The sequence below is a fragment of the Streptomyces sp. DT190 genome (assembly GCF_049846985.1).
Lineage (GTDB): Bacteria > Actinomycetota > Actinomycetes > Streptomycetales > Streptomycetaceae > Streptomyces.
Genome location: NZ_JBNCNM010000025.1, coordinates 15,419 through 29,977, shown reverse-complemented (window position 1 = coordinate 29,977; position 14,559 = coordinate 15,419). Strand labels below are relative to the sequence as shown.

Genomic DNA, 14,559 nt, shown 5'->3' with positions numbered 1-14,559 from the left:
CGCCGTTGCCTCCGCGGGTCGACCGTCGTGCTCAGACAGTACGTCCCCGGGGGCACGCGCGTGGCGCGGCGCTCAGTCCGCGTAGCGGGGTGTCCACTGCGCCCGCGCGATCGCCGCGCGCAGATCCTCCTCGGTCGCCCGCGGCGCCACCCCGTCCTCGACGGCGGCGAGGGCCGCGGCCAGGGCGATCTCCCGGGCGGAGTCCCGCATCCCGGCCAGCGGCGGCAGCAGCGGCACGGGGCCCTCGACGCCGTCGGCCGCCCGCACCGCACAGCGCGCCACGGCCCGCGCGGCGGCCACCAGCATCCGGTCGGTGACCCGGGTGGCCCGGCTCGCCGTCACCGCGAGCCCCATGGCCGGGAAGACGTACACGTTGTTCGACTGCGCCACCGGCACCCGGTGCCCGTCCACCGTGAGCGGCGGGAAGGGCGAACCGGTCGCGATCAGCGCACGGCCGTCCGTCCAGCGGGTGAGGTCGGCGGGCTCGGCCTCGGAATGGGACGTGGGGTTGGACAGCGGGAAGATCACGGGCCGTTCGCAGGTGCGGGCCATCTGCCGCACGACCTCCTCGGTGAAGGCGCCGTGGGCCGTGGACAGACCGATCAGGGCGGTCGGCGCGACACGGCGCACCACCTCGGCGAGGCCGGTGCCGTCCCAGCCCTCGACCTCGCTGTCGTCCCGCGCGAACGCCCGCTGCTGCGGCGACAGTCCGGAGCGCGACGACACCAGCAGGCCGTCGACGTCGAGGATCCAGAACCGCGCCGTCGCCTCCTCCTCGCCGAGTCCCTCGTCGACCATGGCCGTCCGGATCATCTCGGCGACGCCGATGGCGGCCGACCCCGCCCCGAGGATCACCAGCCGCTGCTCGGGCAGGGGCGTGCCCGCCACGTCCGCGGCGGTGGACAGGGCGCCGAGCGTGACGGCCGCCGTGCCCTGGATGTCGTCGTTGAACGTCAGCAGCCGGTCCCGGTAGCGCTCCAGGATCGGGTACGCGTGGGCCGTGGCGAAGTCCTCCCACTGCAGCAGCGTCCCGGGCAGCTCCGCCTCGACCGCCGACACGAACGCCTCGATCATCTCGTCATACTCGGCGCCGGTCAGCCGGTGGGCCCGGCGGCCCAGGTAGCGGGGGTTGCCGAGCAGGTCCTCGTTGTCCGTCCCGACGTCGAGCAGGATCGGCAGGGTCCGGGCGGGGTGGATGCCGCCGATCGCCGTGTAGAGGCTGAGCTTGCCGATCGGGATGCCCATGCCGCCGACGCCCTGGTCGCCGAGCCCGAGGATGCGCTGTCCGTCGGTGACGACGATGACGTCCACGTCCTGGTCGCCGTGCGGGCGGTTGCGCAGGATGTCGCGGAAGCGGTGCCGGTCCTCCCAGCTCAGGAACAGCCCACGCGGCCGGCGGTAGATCTCGCTGAACCGCCGGCAGGCCTCACCCACCGTCGGCGTGTAGACGACGGGCAGCAGCTCCTCCAGGCGCTCGGTGACCAGACGGTAGAAGAGCACCTCGTTGGTGTCCTGCAACTGCCGCAGGTAGATGTGCCGGTTGAGGGGCTTGTCGTAGCTGCGGAACGCCTCGTAGGCACGGGCGACCTGCTCGTCCAGGGTCTCGACGGCCGGCGGGAGCAGCCCGTCGAGACCCAGGGCCTCACGCTCGGCGCGGGTGAAGGCGGTGCCCTTGTTGACCAGCGGGTCGGCCAGGGTCGTGACGGCGGGGCTCGTGGTGGGGCGGGGGTGGTTCGTCGGCTGGTCCATGGGGTGACGCCTTCCCGCGCCGGGCCGTTTCGTGCGGGTGACGTGTGCCATCCGGACGAACAGCGGTCCGTCGCGGAAAGTCCCCGGGCCACCGATGAGTTCCGCCGGGCGGCGCCGTCTACTTCCCCGAAGGGCGCTTGCGGCGCCACCGACTCCCCTCAGGAGACAGCGACATGAGTGCGACGACCCCGCAGACCCGGACCGCCCCGACCACCTCCGCGGGCGGTTTTCTCCAGGCACGTCCCGTATGGCTCGTCGGCGTCCTGGCGACCCTGGCCGGCGCCGTGGTGACGGAGGCGTTCGCGCTCGTCACCCGGGCGGCCGGCGTCCCCATGGAAGCGGCGAGCCCCGGCGCCGGCGAGGCCGCCGAGATCCCGGTCGGCGGCTTCTTCGGCGGGGTGGTGTTCTGGTCCGTCGCCGGCATCGTCCTCGCGGTCGCGCTCGCCCGCTGGGCCCGCAGGCCCGCCCGCACCTTCACGGTGACCACCGTCGCCCTCACGGTGCTGTCCCTCGCCGGCCCCGCCGTCGCCCCGCACACGGCCGTGTCCACCCAAGTGGTCCTGGCCGTCTCCCACCTGGTGGCCGCCGCGGTGATCGTCCCGCTGCTGGCCCGCCGGCTCTCCGCCGTCCGGCGGTGACGCCCCCGCCCCCGTCGCTCCGCACCGTCCCGGCACCGGCCCGTCGCGCTCCGCCGCCGACGGGCCGTCGTCGTGTGCCCGAACGGCCCAACACCGCTGCTCCGCAGGAGGCGACCAGGGGCGGGCGGTGTGACGGTGGTGGCAGGGACGCGCGAACGCGCACGGACGAGGAGGCGCGATGGCGCAGGCACGGGACGAGAGCGGCACGGCCTGCGCGGCCGCACCCGACGGCGCCCCGCCGCCGGACCGGCTCCCGGGCGACTTCGACCGGCTGAGCGCCGTCGCCGACGCCGTGCTCTACGAGGGCTACCTCCTCTACCCCTACCGCCGCTCCTCCGCCAAGAACCGCGTCCGCTGGCAGTTCGGGGTGCTGTTCCCGCGCGACTGGGTGGAGGCGGACGGACCCGTCGTCCCCACCGTCTCCGGCTCCGCCGACTCCTGGTACCAGCAGACCGAGTGCCTGCTGCGGGTCCGGCGGCCCGCGGACGCCTCCGTCCACGTCCGGGTGCGCTACCTGCAGATGCAGCGCAAACAGGTCGAGGACGCGGGCGGGCGGCCCGTCGAGTCGCTGCGCACCGACGACGGCACCGTGCATCTGACCTTCGACGAGGCCGTGCCGCGCGAAGCCGGCCTCCGGGCCCCGCTCGACGCACTCCTGCGGGGCGGACGCACCGTCACCGTCGGCGCCGCGCCCGGCGAGGACACCGAGCCCCTGCCGGACGGAGCCGGGCGGGTGGTGCGGCGCCGTGAGGAGGTACGGGCCGAGACCACCGTCACGGCCGAGCGGCTCCCGGACGGCCTGTGCCGGCTGCGGATCCGCACCACCCACACCGGCCCCGCACCGCAGCCGCGTGCCGGGCGCGAGGAGGCGCTGCGCCGGGCGCTGATCGCCGCGCACACCCTGGTCGGCGGCGAGGGCGTCGAATTCGTGTCGCTGACCGACCCACCGGCGGAACTGGCCGGGCAGGCCCGCGCCTGCCGCAACGCGTTCACGTTCCCCGTCCTCGGCGGCGAGGCCGCGGACCTGCTGCTCTCCGCCCCGATCATCCTCCCGGACCACCCTCGGGTGGCCCCCGAGAGCCCGGGCGACCTGCACGACGCCGCCGAGATCGACGAGATCCTCACGCTGCGCACGATGCTGCTGACCGACGAGGAGAAACGCGAGGCGCGGGCCACCGACCCCAGGGCTGCGGCCATCCTCGACCGCGTCGACACCATGCCCCGGGAAGCCTTCGAACGACTGCACGGCGCCGTGCGCTCCCTCACCCCGGTGGCCCCCGCGGACTCCTCCGCCGCACGCCCCGCCTGGTGGCAGGAGGGCGCCGACGACGGCCTCTCCCCGGCCACCGACACCGTCCTCGTCGACGGCGTCCCGCTCGGCGGCGGCAGCCGCGTACGGCTGCGCCCCCGCAGACACGGTGCCGACGCCCAGGACATGTTCCTGGCCGGCCGGACCGCCGAGGTCGCCGCCGTCTTCCACGACGTCGACGGCAGCGTGCACCTCGCCGTCACCCTCGACGACGACCCCGCCGCCGAACTGCACACCTGGTACGGCCGCTTCCACTACTTCCGGCCCGACGAGCTCGAACCCCTCGGGCCCGCCGCCACCCCGGACGAGCCGTCGGCACCGGCTCCCGCCGCACCCCCCTCGCGGCACACGACCGACTCCGAGACCCCCGCAGCGGAGGCCGAGTGATGACCACGCACAGCAGTACCACCGAAGTCAGCAAGGAACCCGAACGGGCCGGGGAGCGAAAGGGCCTGGACGAGATCCACATCCTCTGGATCTCCGAAGGCATGAGCTGCGACGGCGACACCGTCTCGCTCACCGCCGCCGACCAGCCCTCCATCGAGGACCTGGTGCTCGGACTGATCCCGGGCCTGCCGAAGGTGAACCTCGTCAACAAAGTGCTGTCGCCCAGCCTGGGCGGCGAGGACTTCCTCGCCCCCTACCGGGCCGCCGTACGCGGTGAACTCGGCCCGTTCATCCTCGTCATCGAGGGCTCGGTGCCCAACCAGAACATCATCGAGGGCGACGGCTACTGGACGTCCTTCGGCAACGACCCGGAGACCGGCGAACCGCAGACCCTGAACTGGTGGATCGACCAACTCGCCCCCAAAGCCTGGGCGGTGGTCGCCGCCGGCACCTGCGCCACCTTCGGCGGCATCCACGCCATGTCCGGCAACCCCACCGGCTGCATGGGCCTCGCCGACTATCTGGGCTGGGACTACACCTCCCAGGCCGGGCTGCCGGTCGTCAACGTCCCGGGCTGCCCGATCCAGCCCGAGAACTTCATGGAGACCCTGATCTGGGTCCTCTACCACGCGGCCGGCTCCGCGCCCCCGCCGCCGCTCGACCACATGCTGCGCCCGCAGTGGCTGTTCGGGAAGACGGTCCACGAGGGCTGCGACCGCGGCTCGTACTACGAGCAGGCCAGCTTCGCCACGGACTACAACTCGCCCAAGTGCCTGGTGAAAACGGGCTGCTGGGGCCCGGTGGTCAACTGCAACGTGCCCAAGCGCGGCTGGATGGGCGGCCTCGGCGGCTGCCCGAACGTCGGCGGCATCTGCATCGGCTGCACGATGCCCGGCTTCCCCGACGCGTTCATGCCGTTCATGGACGAACCCCCCGGCAGCACCCTGTCGTCCCTGGCCATCAAGCCGTACGGCGCCGTCATCCGCCGGCTGCGCGGCATGACGAACGAACTGGTCAACCACGAGCCCCGATGGCGCCACAACAAGCGCAAGCTGACCAGCGGTTACGACCCGCACTGGCGTCCCTGAGACAACCCGCCACCCCCACCCCACCACCGACAGCGAGGGGCAGTACCGCAGATGACCACCACCGAGGCCCGGCCCACGGACCGCAAACCGCCACAACTCGTGGACATGTCCTGGGATCCGATCACCCGGATCATCGGGAACCTGGGCATCTACACGAAGATCGACTTCGCCAACCGGGAAGTCGTCGAATGCCACAGCACCTCGTCGCTCTTCCGCGGCTACTCGGTGTTCATGAAGGGCAAGGACCCGCGCGACGCGGGCTTCATCACGTCCCGGATCTGCGGCATCTGCGGCGACAACCACACCACCTGCTCCGACTACGCCCAGCAGATGGCCTACGGCGTCAAGCCGCCCCCGCTGGCCGAGCACATCGTCAACCTCGGCGAGGCCGCCGAGTACATGTTCGACCACACGATCTTCCAGGACAACCTGGTCTTCGTGGACTTCTGCGAGGCCATGGTCAAGGCCACCAACCCCGGTGTGCTGGCCCGCGCCGAACGCACCGCCGCGCCCCGCGGCGACATCCACGGCTACCGCACGATCGCCGACATCATGAAGGCCTTCAACCCCTTCGAGGGCGAGGTCTACAAGGAGGCCCTGAAGGTCAGCCGGGTCACCCGCGAGATGTTCTGCCTGATGGAGGGCCGGCACGTCCACCCGTCCACGCTGTACCCGGGCGGTGTCGGCACGATGCCGCAGCCGACCGTCTTCACCGACTACCTCAGCCGCCTCATGCGGGTCATCGACTTCGTGAAGAAGGCCGTCGCCATGAACGACGACGTCTTCGACTTCTTCTACGAGGCCCTGCCCGGCTACGAGGAGGTCGGCCGCCGCCGCGTCCTGCTGGGCTGCTGGGGCGCCTTCCAGGACCCCAAGGTCGTCGACTACCGCTACGAGTCGATGAACACCTGGGGCAAGGCGATGTACGTCACCCCGGGCATCGTCGTCGACGGCGAACTGGTCACCAACAACCTCGTCGACATCAACCTCGGCCTGCGCATCATGCTCGGCAGCTCGTACTACGAGGACTGGGTCAACGAGGACCCCTTCGTCACCCACGACCCGCTCGGCAACCCCGTCGACATGCGCCACCCGTGGAACCAGACCACCGTCCCGGTGCCGCAGAAGCGCGACTTCGACGACAAGTACAGCTGGGTGATGAGCCCCCGCTGGTTCGACGGGCGCACCGGCGACCACCTCGCCCTCGACACCGGCGGCGGCCCGCTCGCCCGCCTGTGGTCCACCGCCCTGAGCGGCCTGGTCGACACCCCGTACGTGAAGTCCACCGGACACAGCGTGCGCATCTCCCTGCCCAAGGGCGAGTCGCTGCCGGAGACCACCCTGGAGTGGCGCATCCCGCAGTGGAGCAACACCATCGAACGCGACCGGGCCCGGCCCTACTTCGTCGCCTACGCGGCCGCCATGGCCCTGCAGTTCCTCGAAGAGGCCATGGGCATGGTCCGCGCGGGCGAGACCAAGGTGTTCGAGAACTACGAGGTGCCCGACGAGGCGATCGGCTGCGGCTTCCACGAGGCGGTGCGCGGCGTCCTCTCCCACCACCTGGTGATCAAGGACAAGAAGATCGCCAACTACCACCCGTACCCGCCCACCCCGTGGAACGCCAGCCCTCGCGACATGTACGGCACACCGGGCCCCTACGAGGACGCCGTCCAGGGCCAGCCCGTCTTCGAGGAGAACGGGCCGGACGACTTCAAGGGCGTCGACATCATGCGCACGGTCCGCAGCTTCGACCCCTGCCTGCCGTGCGGGGTCCACATGTACGTGGGCAAGGGCAAGACGCTCACCACCCTGCACTCGCCGACCTACGGGGCCAACCATGGCTGAGGCCACCGTCGTACGGCTGTCCGACCAGGACGTCGAGGCCCGGCTCGCCCGGCTCGACCGGGCCCTGGAGACCCTGGAGTCCCTCCCCGGCCCCGCCACCGAGGCGGTGCGGCTGCTGACCGAGGTCTACGGCGAGGCCCTGGCCCGCGTCCTGGACCACGTGACCGGCCCGCCGGTGGAACGCCTGGCCGACGACGAACTGCTGGGGCACCTGCTGGTACTGCACGGCATCCACCCCGAGCCCGCCGAGCGCCGGGCGGCCCGCGCGGTGGAACGGCTGCGGCCCGCCGTACGCGAGCGCGGCGGCGACGTGGAGTGGGCCGGAGTGGAGGGCGAGGTCGCCCGGGTGCGGCTGACGGCGGGCGGCGGCTGCGGTTCCGGCTGCGGGGGCGGGACCTCCGAGGTCACCGACGCGGTCCGGGAGGCGGTGCTCGCCGTCGCTCCCGAGCTGACGGCGGTCGAGCCGCTGCCGAGCGCCCCGGCCCCCGCGTTCGTCCCGCTGACCACCCTGACCCGCCGCGAGGCACCGTGACCCCCGACGGGGCTCTGGCCCGCCTCATCCGCACCGCGGCCGACCGCACGGCCGCGGCCGCTGAGGAGGCGTGCGACCTGTGCGCCGCGCCGGTCGCCGAGGAGCACGCCCACCTGTACGACACCGGGCAGCAGGAGGTGCGCTGCGCCTGCGGCCCCTGCTCGGTGCTGTTCGCCGGGGCGGCGGCGGGCGGCGGCCCGTACCGGCTCGTGCCCCGGCGCCGGGTCCGGCTGCCCCGGGTCGACACGGCCGTGCTCGGCGTCCCGGTGGGCCTGGTGTTCTTCGTGCCCCGGGTGGACGGCACCGTCACCGCCCAGGGCCCGAGCCCGGCCGGGGCCATGCGCTGGGAGGTGGACGCGGCGGCCTGGCGGGAGCTGGCCCGGACGTGTCCGCAGCTCGCGACCGTGGAACCCGACGTGGAGGCCCTGCTGGTGAACACCGTCCACGGACTCGACCACCACTGGATCGTGCCGGTCGACGACTGCTACCGGATGGTCGCCGTCGTCCGCCGCGAGTGGCGCGGCCTGTCCGGCGGCGGCCGCATCTGGCCGGCGGTCGAGCGGTTCTTCGAGGACCTCACCGAGCGGTCGTGAGCACGTCCTCCGCAGGTCGGAGGCGAGGAAGGAGCACATCCCATGGGCAGCATCAGAGTGGGCCGGGCGCAGGCGAAGCCCGACACGCCCCGGCACGTCGCCGGCATGCACCAGGGCAACAGGGGCCCGTACGAGGAGCAGAAGGGCCACCACGAGGACGGCACCGCCGACGCGCGCCGCTCCACGGGGATCCACTGGAAGCGCCACGACGCCCTCGCCGAGACCATGCCGAACATCCCGCCGGGATGACAGCCGAGACCGAGGAGCAGGGAGTCGCCGCGATGAAGGTCCAACGAGCACGCAGACCCGTCACACGCGGGCGGGGCGGAGTGAGCGGACAGCGCGTCCTCAAGGCCGAGGCCGTCCTGGTGGGCGGCGCCGTCCTGGCGCTGCTGGCCTGGGAGCTGCCCAGCCTCAGGCGGGAGGCGCGGATCTGGCGGATGGCCGGCGGTTTCCGCGCCGGCCACCGCTACCCGTGAGCCGGCCGTGCACGAACTGTCGATCGCGACCGCGATCGTCGAGCGGGCCGGTGAGCTGGCCCGGGCGGACGGCACCGACGCCGTCTCGGCGGTGACCGTGCGGGTCGGGGAACTGGCGGGCGTCGTCCCCGACGCCCTCGGGTTCGCCTTCGAGGTGGCCCGCGACGGCACCGCCCTGGCCGGGGCCCGGCTCGTCGTCGAGCAGATCCCCGCGCAGGCCTGGTGCGGACCGTGCGCCGAGGAGTTCGCGGTGGGCATGCCCCCGTTCTTCTGGTGCCCGCGCTGCGACCAGCCCTCCAGCGACCTGCGCAGCGGAAGGGAACTGGAGATCACCGGGATCGAACCCGTCCCCGCCTAGCGTAGGGGCCCCGCCGGTCCGCCGGCGGGGCCCCACGGGTCAGCAGATGCGCGGCAGCTGCTCGCCTAGCGGCAGGTCGACCACCCGGGTCCCGCCCAGACCGGTGGCGGCCACCACCATCCCGGGGTGCTCGGCGACGCACTCGCCGATCAGCGTGGCCCCGGCGCCCTGCGGGTGGGCGCGCATCGCCGCCAGCACCTCCTCCGCCGCCGACGGCGGCACGAAGGCGACCAGCCGCCCCTCGTTGGCGACGTACAGGGGATCGAGACCCAGGAACCCGCAGGCGTTCGCCACCGCGTCCGGCACCGGAACGGCCCGTTCCCGCAGGCGCACACCGGTTCCGGAGGCCCGGGCGATCTCGTTGAGCGACGCCGCCAGACCACCCCGGGTCGGGTCGCGCAGCACATGGATGTCGGGGGTGACGGCCAGCATCGCCGCCACCAGGTCCGCCAACGGCGCCGTGTCGCTGGCGATCTCCACACCGAACTCCAGCCCTTCCCTGACGCTCATGATCGCCACCCCGTGCAGCCCGATCGGGCCGCTCACGATGACGGCGTCCCCGGGCCGCGCCCGCTGGGGCCGGATGTCCACGCCGTCCGGCACGAGTCCCACCCCCGCGGTGGTGACGTACACCCCGTCGCCGTGCCCGGACTCCACGACCTTGGTGTCGCCGGTGGCGATCACCACCCCGGCGGTCCCGGCCGCCGCTCCCATGGCACGGGCGATCCGCTCGACCACCGTGAGCTCCACGCCCTCCTCCAGCACGAAGGCGGCCGAGAGGTACGCGGGCCGCGCACCGCTCATCGCGAGGTCGTTGACCGTGCCGTTGACCGCGAGGTCCCCCAGGCTGCCGCCCGGGAAGAACAGCGGCCGCACCACGTAGGAGTCGGTGGAGAAGGCGAGCCGTGCCCCGCCCAGTTCGAGGACGGCGGAGTCGGTGAGACCGGCGAGGGTGGCGTTGCCGTAGGCGGGGGCGAAGACGTGCTCCACCAGCTCCGCCGACAGGGCGCCGCCCCCGCCGTGGCCCATCACCACGACCCCCTGGTCGCGCAGCGGGGCGGGACAGCTCCAGCCGGCCGGGTCGACCACGTCGGCGAGTCGTTCAGGCAACGGGAGCCACCTCCTCGCGCGCCGCGGCGGCGGTCTGCGGCGTCGGGGCGTGCATCCTGCGGTACAGGTAGTAGGCCGCGCAGGCGCCTTCGCTGGAGACCATGGTGGCGCCGAGCGGGGTGCGCGGGGTGCAGCCGGTGCCGAACGCGGCGCACTCGGTCGGCTTGATGAGCCCCTGGAGAACCTCGCCGCTGCGGCACTCGGCCGGTTCCTCGGTCCGGATGCCGGTCACGTCGAAGCGGTGCTCGGCGTCATGGGCCCGGAAGGCCTCGGTCAGCCGCCAGCCGCTCGACGGGATGCGCCCGATGCCGCGCCAGTTGCGGTCGGTGACCTCGAAGACCTCCTCGATCATGCGCACCGCCGCCGGGTTGCCCTCCGCGCGCACCGCCCTGGGGTAGGCGTTCTCCACCCGGTGCTCGCCGCGTTCCAGCTGGCGGACCGCCCGGCGGATGCCCTCCAGGATGTCCAGCGGCTCGAACCCGGTCACCACCATCGGCACGCCGAACCGCTCGGCGAGCCGCGGGTACTCGGCCGTGCCCATCACACTGCACACGTGCCCGGCGGCCAGGAAGCCCTGCACCCTGCACTCGGGCGCTGTCATGATCGCCTCGATGGCCGGGGGCACCCGCACATGGGACACCAGCAGGCTGAAGTTGCCCAGGCCCTCGCGGCGCGCCCGGTGCACGGCCATGGCGTTGGCCGGGGCGGTGGTCTCGAAGCCGATCGCGAAGAACACCACCTCCCGGTCCGGGTGGCGGCGGGCCAGCTCCAGGGCGTCGAGCGGCGAGTAGACCACCCGCACGTCACCGCCCTCGCCCTTGACCCGGAACAGGTCGCGGTCGGTGCCCGGCACCCGCAGCATGTCGCCGAAGGAGCAGAAGATCACCCCGGGCCGCGAGGCGATCTCCAGCGCCTTGTCGATGACCTCCAGCGGTGTCACGCACACCGGGCAGCCCGGGCCGTGGATCAACTCCACCTGCTCGGGCAGCAGCTGGTCGATGCCGTGCCGGATGATCGAGTGGGTCTGGCCGCCGCACACCTCCATCAGGGCCCAGGGCCGGGTCGCGGTGGCACGGATGTCGTCCAGCAGCCGCCGGGCCAGATCCGGGTCGTTGAACTCGTCGAGGTACTTCACGCCGTTCCCGCCTCCTTCGCGGCCTGCTCCCAGGCGTCGCCGAACTCCTCCTCCAAAAGCCCCAGTTCCTCGAACAGCTTCAGCGAGGCCAGGGCCGACTCCTCGTCCAGGCGCTGCAGCGCGAAACCGACGTGCACGATGACGTACTCACCCACCTGAACCTCCGGCACGTACGCCAGGCACGCCTGTTTCCGCACGCCGCCGAAGTCGATCAGCCCCGTGAGCGGATCCGCGCCGTCGTCGATGGCCACGACCTTGCCGGGCACTGCCAAACACATGGGTCACTCCTCCTGTCGTAGGTGCGCCGCGACCACCAGCTGGCCGAGGGCCAGCCCGCCGTCGTTCGGCGGGACTTCGCCGTGGCGGAGCACCGCGAAGCCGTCCCCGGTCAGCAGCCGCGCGCACTCCTCCTCCAGCAGCGCGTTGGCGAACACCCCGCCGGTGAGGGCGACGGTGGCCAGACCGGTGTCCCGGCGCGCCCGCCGGCAGATCCCCGCCACCGCCCGGGCCACCGCGCGGTGGAAGCGGGCGGCGAGCACGGGCGCCGGGGTGCCCCGCCGCAGGTCGGAGACGAGCGCGCCCAGCACGGGCGCCGGGTCCAGCTCCGCGGTGAAGGCGTACGCCGCGGTGTCGGCGTCCCACGCCGTGGCGGCCACCGCCTGCAGCTCCACGGCGGCCTGGGCCTCGTAGCCGGCGCGGTGGCAGACGCCGACGAGCGACGCCACGGCGTCGAACAGCCGGCCCATGCTGGAGGTCGGCACACAGGCCAGGCCGGCGGCCAACTGGCGGTCGAGCAGCGCCCGTTCCCCCTCGACGCAGGCGGCCACGCAGGGCAGGTCCGCGTCCCACGGCAGGCCCGCCGCCCACAGCCGGGCCAGTGCCAGCCGGTACGGGTTGGCCACGCCCGCGTCGCCGCCGGGCAGCGGTGCGGGGGACAGGTGGGCGTAGCGGCGGAAGCCCGTGTAGCCGGCGAGCAGGATCTCGCCGCCCCAGACGGTGCCGTCGTCGCCGTAGCCCGTGCCGTCGAAGGCGACACCGATCACGGGGACCGTGCCGTCGAGACCGTGCTCGGCCATCGCCGAGGCGATGTGCGCGTGGTGGTGCTGGACCAGCGTGGGCGCGTGCCCGGCCAGCCGAGCGGCCCAGCGTGCCGAGTGGTAGCCCGGGTGCCGGTCGGCCGCGACGACCTCGGGGCTGACGCCGGTCAGGCAGCGCAGCCGGGTGTCCGCCCGCCGGGCGGCCTCCAGGGTGGCCAGGTCACCCATGTCGCCGATGTGCGGGCCGAACCAGGCCCGGTCGCCCTCGCCCAGGCACAGGGCGTTCTTCAGGTCTCCGCCCACGGCGAGCGCGGGCCGCACCGGGACCGGCAGCCGCAGCGGCCGGGGCACGTACCCGCGGGAGCGGCGCAGCACCTGCTCGGTGCCGTCCGGCCGCACCCGCAGCAGGGAGTCGTCGCAGGGCGAGGCGATGGGCCGGTCGTGGGCGAGCCAGGCGTCGGCGAGCCCGGCCAGCCGGGTCAGGGCCTCGGCGTCGTCCGTGACGATGGGTTCCCCCGAGCGGTTGCCGCTCGTCATGACCAGGATCCGCGGGCCGGGCGGGTCGCCGGGCAGGCCGAACAGCAGGGTGTGCACGGGGCTGTAGGGCAGCATCACGCCGAGGTGCGGGCTGCCGGGGCGGACACCGGACGCCGGCCCGGCAGGACCCCCACGCGGGCGCAGCAGGACGATGGGGCGCCGGGCACCGGTGAGGGCCGCCTCCTCGGGCGGGGACAGCAGGGCGATCCGCCGTACGGTGTCCAGGTCCGCGCACATCACCGCGAAGGGCTTGGCCCCGCGGGCCTTGCGGGTGCGCAGCGTCCGGACGGCCCGTTCGTCGGTGGCGTCGCACGCCAGGTGGTAGCCGCCGAGTCCCTTGACGGCGACGATCCGCCCGGCGGCCAGCAGCGCCCGGGCCGTCGCGAGGGCCTCGGCGTCCCGGGCGGGACGCACCTCGCTGCCGGCGGCGGGCAGCAGACGCAGCCGCGGACCGCAGCCGGGGCAGGCGACCGGCTGGGCGTGGAAGCGCCGGTCGGCCGGATCGCCGTACTCGCGGGCGCAGGACGCGCACATGGGGAAGCCCGCCATGGTCGTGACCGCCCGGTCGTACGGCAGTCCGGTGGCGATGGTGAAGCGGGGGCCGCAGTGGGTGCACGTGACGAAGGGGTGCCGGTGCCGCCGGTCGGCCGGGTCCGCCAGCTCCCGCAGGCAGTCGGCACAGGTCGCCGTGTCGGGCGGGAGGTCGGTGCGGCCCAGGGAGCGGACGGTGGGGCGGATGGTGAAGGCACCGTCCGTGCCGGTGGGGGACAGGTCCTCGACCCCGACTCCGGTGACGGTCGCGAGGGGCGGGGGCTCGCTCGCCAGCCGGCCGCAGAAGCGGTCGACGTCCTCCGGCGGGCCCTCCACCTCGATGAGGACGCCGTTCGCGGTGTTGCCCACGAACCCGGCGAGCGCGAGCTCGGCGGCCAGGCGGTGCACGAACGGGCGGAAGCCCACGCCTTGCACCGTGCCGCTGACCAGGACGCGGCGCCGTACGGCCCCGGCGGCGGGCGCCGTCACGGGACGAGGCCGGTCGCGGCGCCCTCGGGGGTGTGGGTGTGCGGGCGGGGCGCCAGGGGCGGCCGGTGCACCGGCGCCCCGTCGTGGGCGGCGAGGACGCGCTGGAGGAGGGCGTCCACCCCGGCGCCGGTGCGGGCGCAGGAACGCAGCACCTCCACGCCCGGGTTGACCCGCCGCACATGCGCGTCGAAGGCGGACTCGTCGAACCCGGCGGGCCCGGTCAGGTCGGTCTTGGTCAGCACCACGAGATGGGCCGATCCGAAGGCCGTCGGGTACTTCAGCGGCTTGTCCTCGCCCTCCGTCACCGCCATCAGCACGATGCGCAGGCGCTCGCCCAGGTCGTAGGAGGCCGGGCACACGAGGTTGCCGACGTTCTCCACGAACAGCAGTGAGGTGTCCCCGGGCAGCCAGCCGTCCACGTGGCCGCGCAGTTGGCGCGCCTCCAGATGGCACAGGCCGTCGGTGAGCAGCTGCTTCACCGGAGCCCCGGAGCGGGCCAGCCGTTCGGCGTCGTTCTCGGTGGCCAGGTCTGCGGTGAGCGCGGCCACCGAAAGGCCCCGCTCCACGGCTCGGGCCAGCACTCTGCCGAGCAGTTCCGTCTTGCCGCTGCCCGGGCTGGACAGCAGGTTGACCACGCTCACTCCGCGCCGCGCCAGCTCGTCGCGCAGTCCCGCGGCCAGACCGTCGTTCCTCGCCAGGACGGCCCGGGTGACCTCGTCCACGGAATCGCACATGGCGCCAC

The 14,559-nt window shown here is 73.6% G+C and carries 15 protein-coding genes; 9 read left to right on the top strand and 6 right to left on the bottom strand.

Annotated elements, in window-relative coordinates; all coding sequences use genetic code 11:
- Positions 1 to 72 precede the first annotated feature (72 nt).
- On the bottom strand, positions 73 to 1,749 hold the full coding sequence (locus ACPXCS_RS32455) for an NAD-dependent malic enzyme (protein ID WP_425948952.1): 1,677 nt from the start codon (positions 1,747 to 1,749) through the stop codon (positions 73 to 75).
- Between the two features lie 173 nt (positions 1,750 to 1,922).
- Here ACPXCS_RS32455 and ACPXCS_RS32450 point away from each other — a divergent pair, with 173 nt between their 5' ends.
- From ACPXCS_RS32450 to hypA, 9 genes are all read left to right on the top strand, one after another.
- Positions 1,923 to 2,387 (top strand): DUF6069 family protein, encoded by a 465-nt coding sequence (locus ACPXCS_RS32450; RefSeq protein ID WP_425948950.1) that lies wholly within the window; start codon positions 1,923 to 1,925, stop codon positions 2,385 to 2,387.
- A 178-nt stretch (positions 2,388 to 2,565) separates the two neighbouring features.
- Positions 2,566 to 4,083: a hypothetical protein gene (locus ACPXCS_RS32445; protein WP_425948948.1), complete on the top strand. Its 1,518-nt coding sequence runs from the start codon at positions 2,566 to 2,568 to the stop codon at positions 4,081 to 4,083.
- Complete coding sequence (locus tag ACPXCS_RS32440; RefSeq protein ID WP_425948946.1) at positions 4,083 to 5,171, top strand: hydrogenase expression protein HypE; 1,089 nt, start codon at positions 4,083 to 4,085, stop codon at positions 5,169 to 5,171. The genes ACPXCS_RS32445 and ACPXCS_RS32440 overlap by 1 nt, the downstream gene beginning before the upstream one ends.
- Positions 5,172 to 5,222: 51 nt before the next feature.
- On the top strand, positions 5,223 to 7,016 hold the full coding sequence (locus ACPXCS_RS32435) for a nickel-dependent hydrogenase large subunit (protein ID WP_425948945.1): 1,794 nt from the start codon (positions 5,223 to 5,225) through the stop codon (positions 7,014 to 7,016).
- Complete coding sequence (locus tag ACPXCS_RS32430) at positions 7,009 to 7,548, top strand: NifU family protein (protein WP_425948943.1); 540 nt, start codon at positions 7,009 to 7,011, stop codon at positions 7,546 to 7,548. Before ACPXCS_RS32435 ends, ACPXCS_RS32430 begins: the two co-directional genes overlap by 8 nt.
- A complete protein-coding gene (locus tag ACPXCS_RS32425) occupies positions 7,545 to 8,141 on the top strand; it encodes a DUF5947 family protein (protein WP_425948942.1) in 597 nt (198 codons plus the stop codon). Before ACPXCS_RS32430 ends, ACPXCS_RS32425 begins: the two co-directional genes overlap by 4 nt.
- Before the next feature lie 42 nt (positions 8,142 to 8,183).
- Positions 8,184 to 8,390, top strand: coding sequence for a hypothetical protein (locus tag ACPXCS_RS32420; RefSeq protein ID WP_425948940.1), 207 nt, complete (start codon positions 8,184 to 8,186; stop codon positions 8,388 to 8,390).
- Complete coding sequence (locus tag ACPXCS_RS32415; protein ID WP_425948939.1) at positions 8,387 to 8,620, top strand: hypothetical protein; 234 nt, start codon at positions 8,387 to 8,389, stop codon at positions 8,618 to 8,620. Before ACPXCS_RS32420 ends, ACPXCS_RS32415 begins: the two co-directional genes overlap by 4 nt.
- A 7-nt stretch (positions 8,621 to 8,627) precedes the next feature.
- Positions 8,628 to 8,978, top strand: coding sequence for a hydrogenase maturation nickel metallochaperone HypA (hypA, locus tag ACPXCS_RS32410; RefSeq protein ID WP_425948938.1), 351 nt, complete (start codon positions 8,628 to 8,630; stop codon positions 8,976 to 8,978).
- A gap of 39 nt (positions 8,979 to 9,017) precedes the next feature.
- Here the strand turns inward: hypA and hypE are convergent, their stop codons facing one another.
- From hypE to hypB, 5 genes are read right to left on the bottom strand one after another with little or no spacing between them, the layout of a single operon-like run.
- A complete protein-coding gene (gene hypE, locus ACPXCS_RS32405) occupies positions 9,018 to 10,088 on the bottom strand; it encodes a hydrogenase expression/formation protein HypE (protein ID WP_425948936.1) in 1,071 nt (356 codons plus the stop codon).
- Positions 10,081 to 11,223, bottom strand: a complete 1,143-nt coding sequence (gene hypD, locus ACPXCS_RS32400) for a hydrogenase formation protein HypD (RefSeq protein ID WP_425948935.1) — start codon at positions 11,221 to 11,223, stop codon at positions 10,081 to 10,083. Before hypD ends, hypE begins: the two co-directional genes overlap by 8 nt.
- On the bottom strand, positions 11,220 to 11,501 hold the full coding sequence (locus ACPXCS_RS32395) for a HypC/HybG/HupF family hydrogenase formation chaperone (RefSeq protein WP_425948933.1): 282 nt from the start codon (positions 11,499 to 11,501) through the stop codon (positions 11,220 to 11,222). Before ACPXCS_RS32395 ends, hypD begins: the two co-directional genes overlap by 4 nt.
- A 3-nt stretch (positions 11,502 to 11,504) precedes the next feature.
- On the bottom strand, positions 11,505 to 13,817 hold the full coding sequence (gene hypF, locus ACPXCS_RS32390; protein ID WP_425948931.1) for a carbamoyltransferase HypF: 2,313 nt from the start codon (positions 13,815 to 13,817) through the stop codon (positions 11,505 to 11,507).
- On the bottom strand, positions 13,814 to 14,551 hold the full coding sequence (gene hypB / locus ACPXCS_RS32385) for a hydrogenase nickel incorporation protein HypB (protein ID WP_425948929.1): 738 nt from the start codon (positions 14,549 to 14,551) through the stop codon (positions 13,814 to 13,816). The genes hypF and hypB overlap by 4 nt, the downstream gene beginning before the upstream one ends.
- Between the last annotated feature and the right edge of the window lie 8 nt (positions 14,552 to 14,559).

Coding starts and splice junctions, on each gene's coding strand:
- hypB (WP_425948929.1), bottom strand. CDS start 14,551: ATGTGCGATTCCGTGGACGAGGTCACCCGGGCCGTCCTGGCGAGGAAC.
- ACPXCS_RS32455 (WP_425948952.1), bottom strand. CDS start 1,749: ATGGACCAGCCGACGAACCACCCCCGCCCCACCACGAGCCCCGCCGTC.
- ACPXCS_RS32445 (WP_425948948.1), top strand. CDS start 2,566: ATGGCGCAGGCACGGGACGAGAGCGGCACGGCCTGCGCGGCCGCACCC.
- ACPXCS_RS32435 (WP_425948945.1), top strand. CDS start 5,223: ATGACCACCACCGAGGCCCGGCCCACGGACCGCAAACCGCCACAACTC.
- ACPXCS_RS32450 (WP_425948950.1), top strand. CDS start 1,923: ATGAGTGCGACGACCCCGCAGACCCGGACCGCCCCGACCACCTCCGCG.
- ACPXCS_RS32415 (WP_425948939.1), top strand. CDS start 8,387: ATGACAGCCGAGACCGAGGAGCAGGGAGTCGCCGCGATGAAGGTCCAA.
- ACPXCS_RS32440 (WP_425948946.1), top strand. CDS start 4,083: ATGACCACGCACAGCAGTACCACCGAAGTCAGCAAGGAACCCGAACGG.
- ACPXCS_RS32395 (WP_425948933.1), bottom strand. CDS start 11,501: ATGTGTTTGGCAGTGCCCGGCAAGGTCGTGGCCATCGACGACGGCGCG.
- ACPXCS_RS32430 (WP_425948943.1), top strand. CDS start 7,009: ATGGCTGAGGCCACCGTCGTACGGCTGTCCGACCAGGACGTCGAGGCC.
- ACPXCS_RS32420 (WP_425948940.1), top strand. CDS start 8,184: ATGGGCAGCATCAGAGTGGGCCGGGCGCAGGCGAAGCCCGACACGCCC.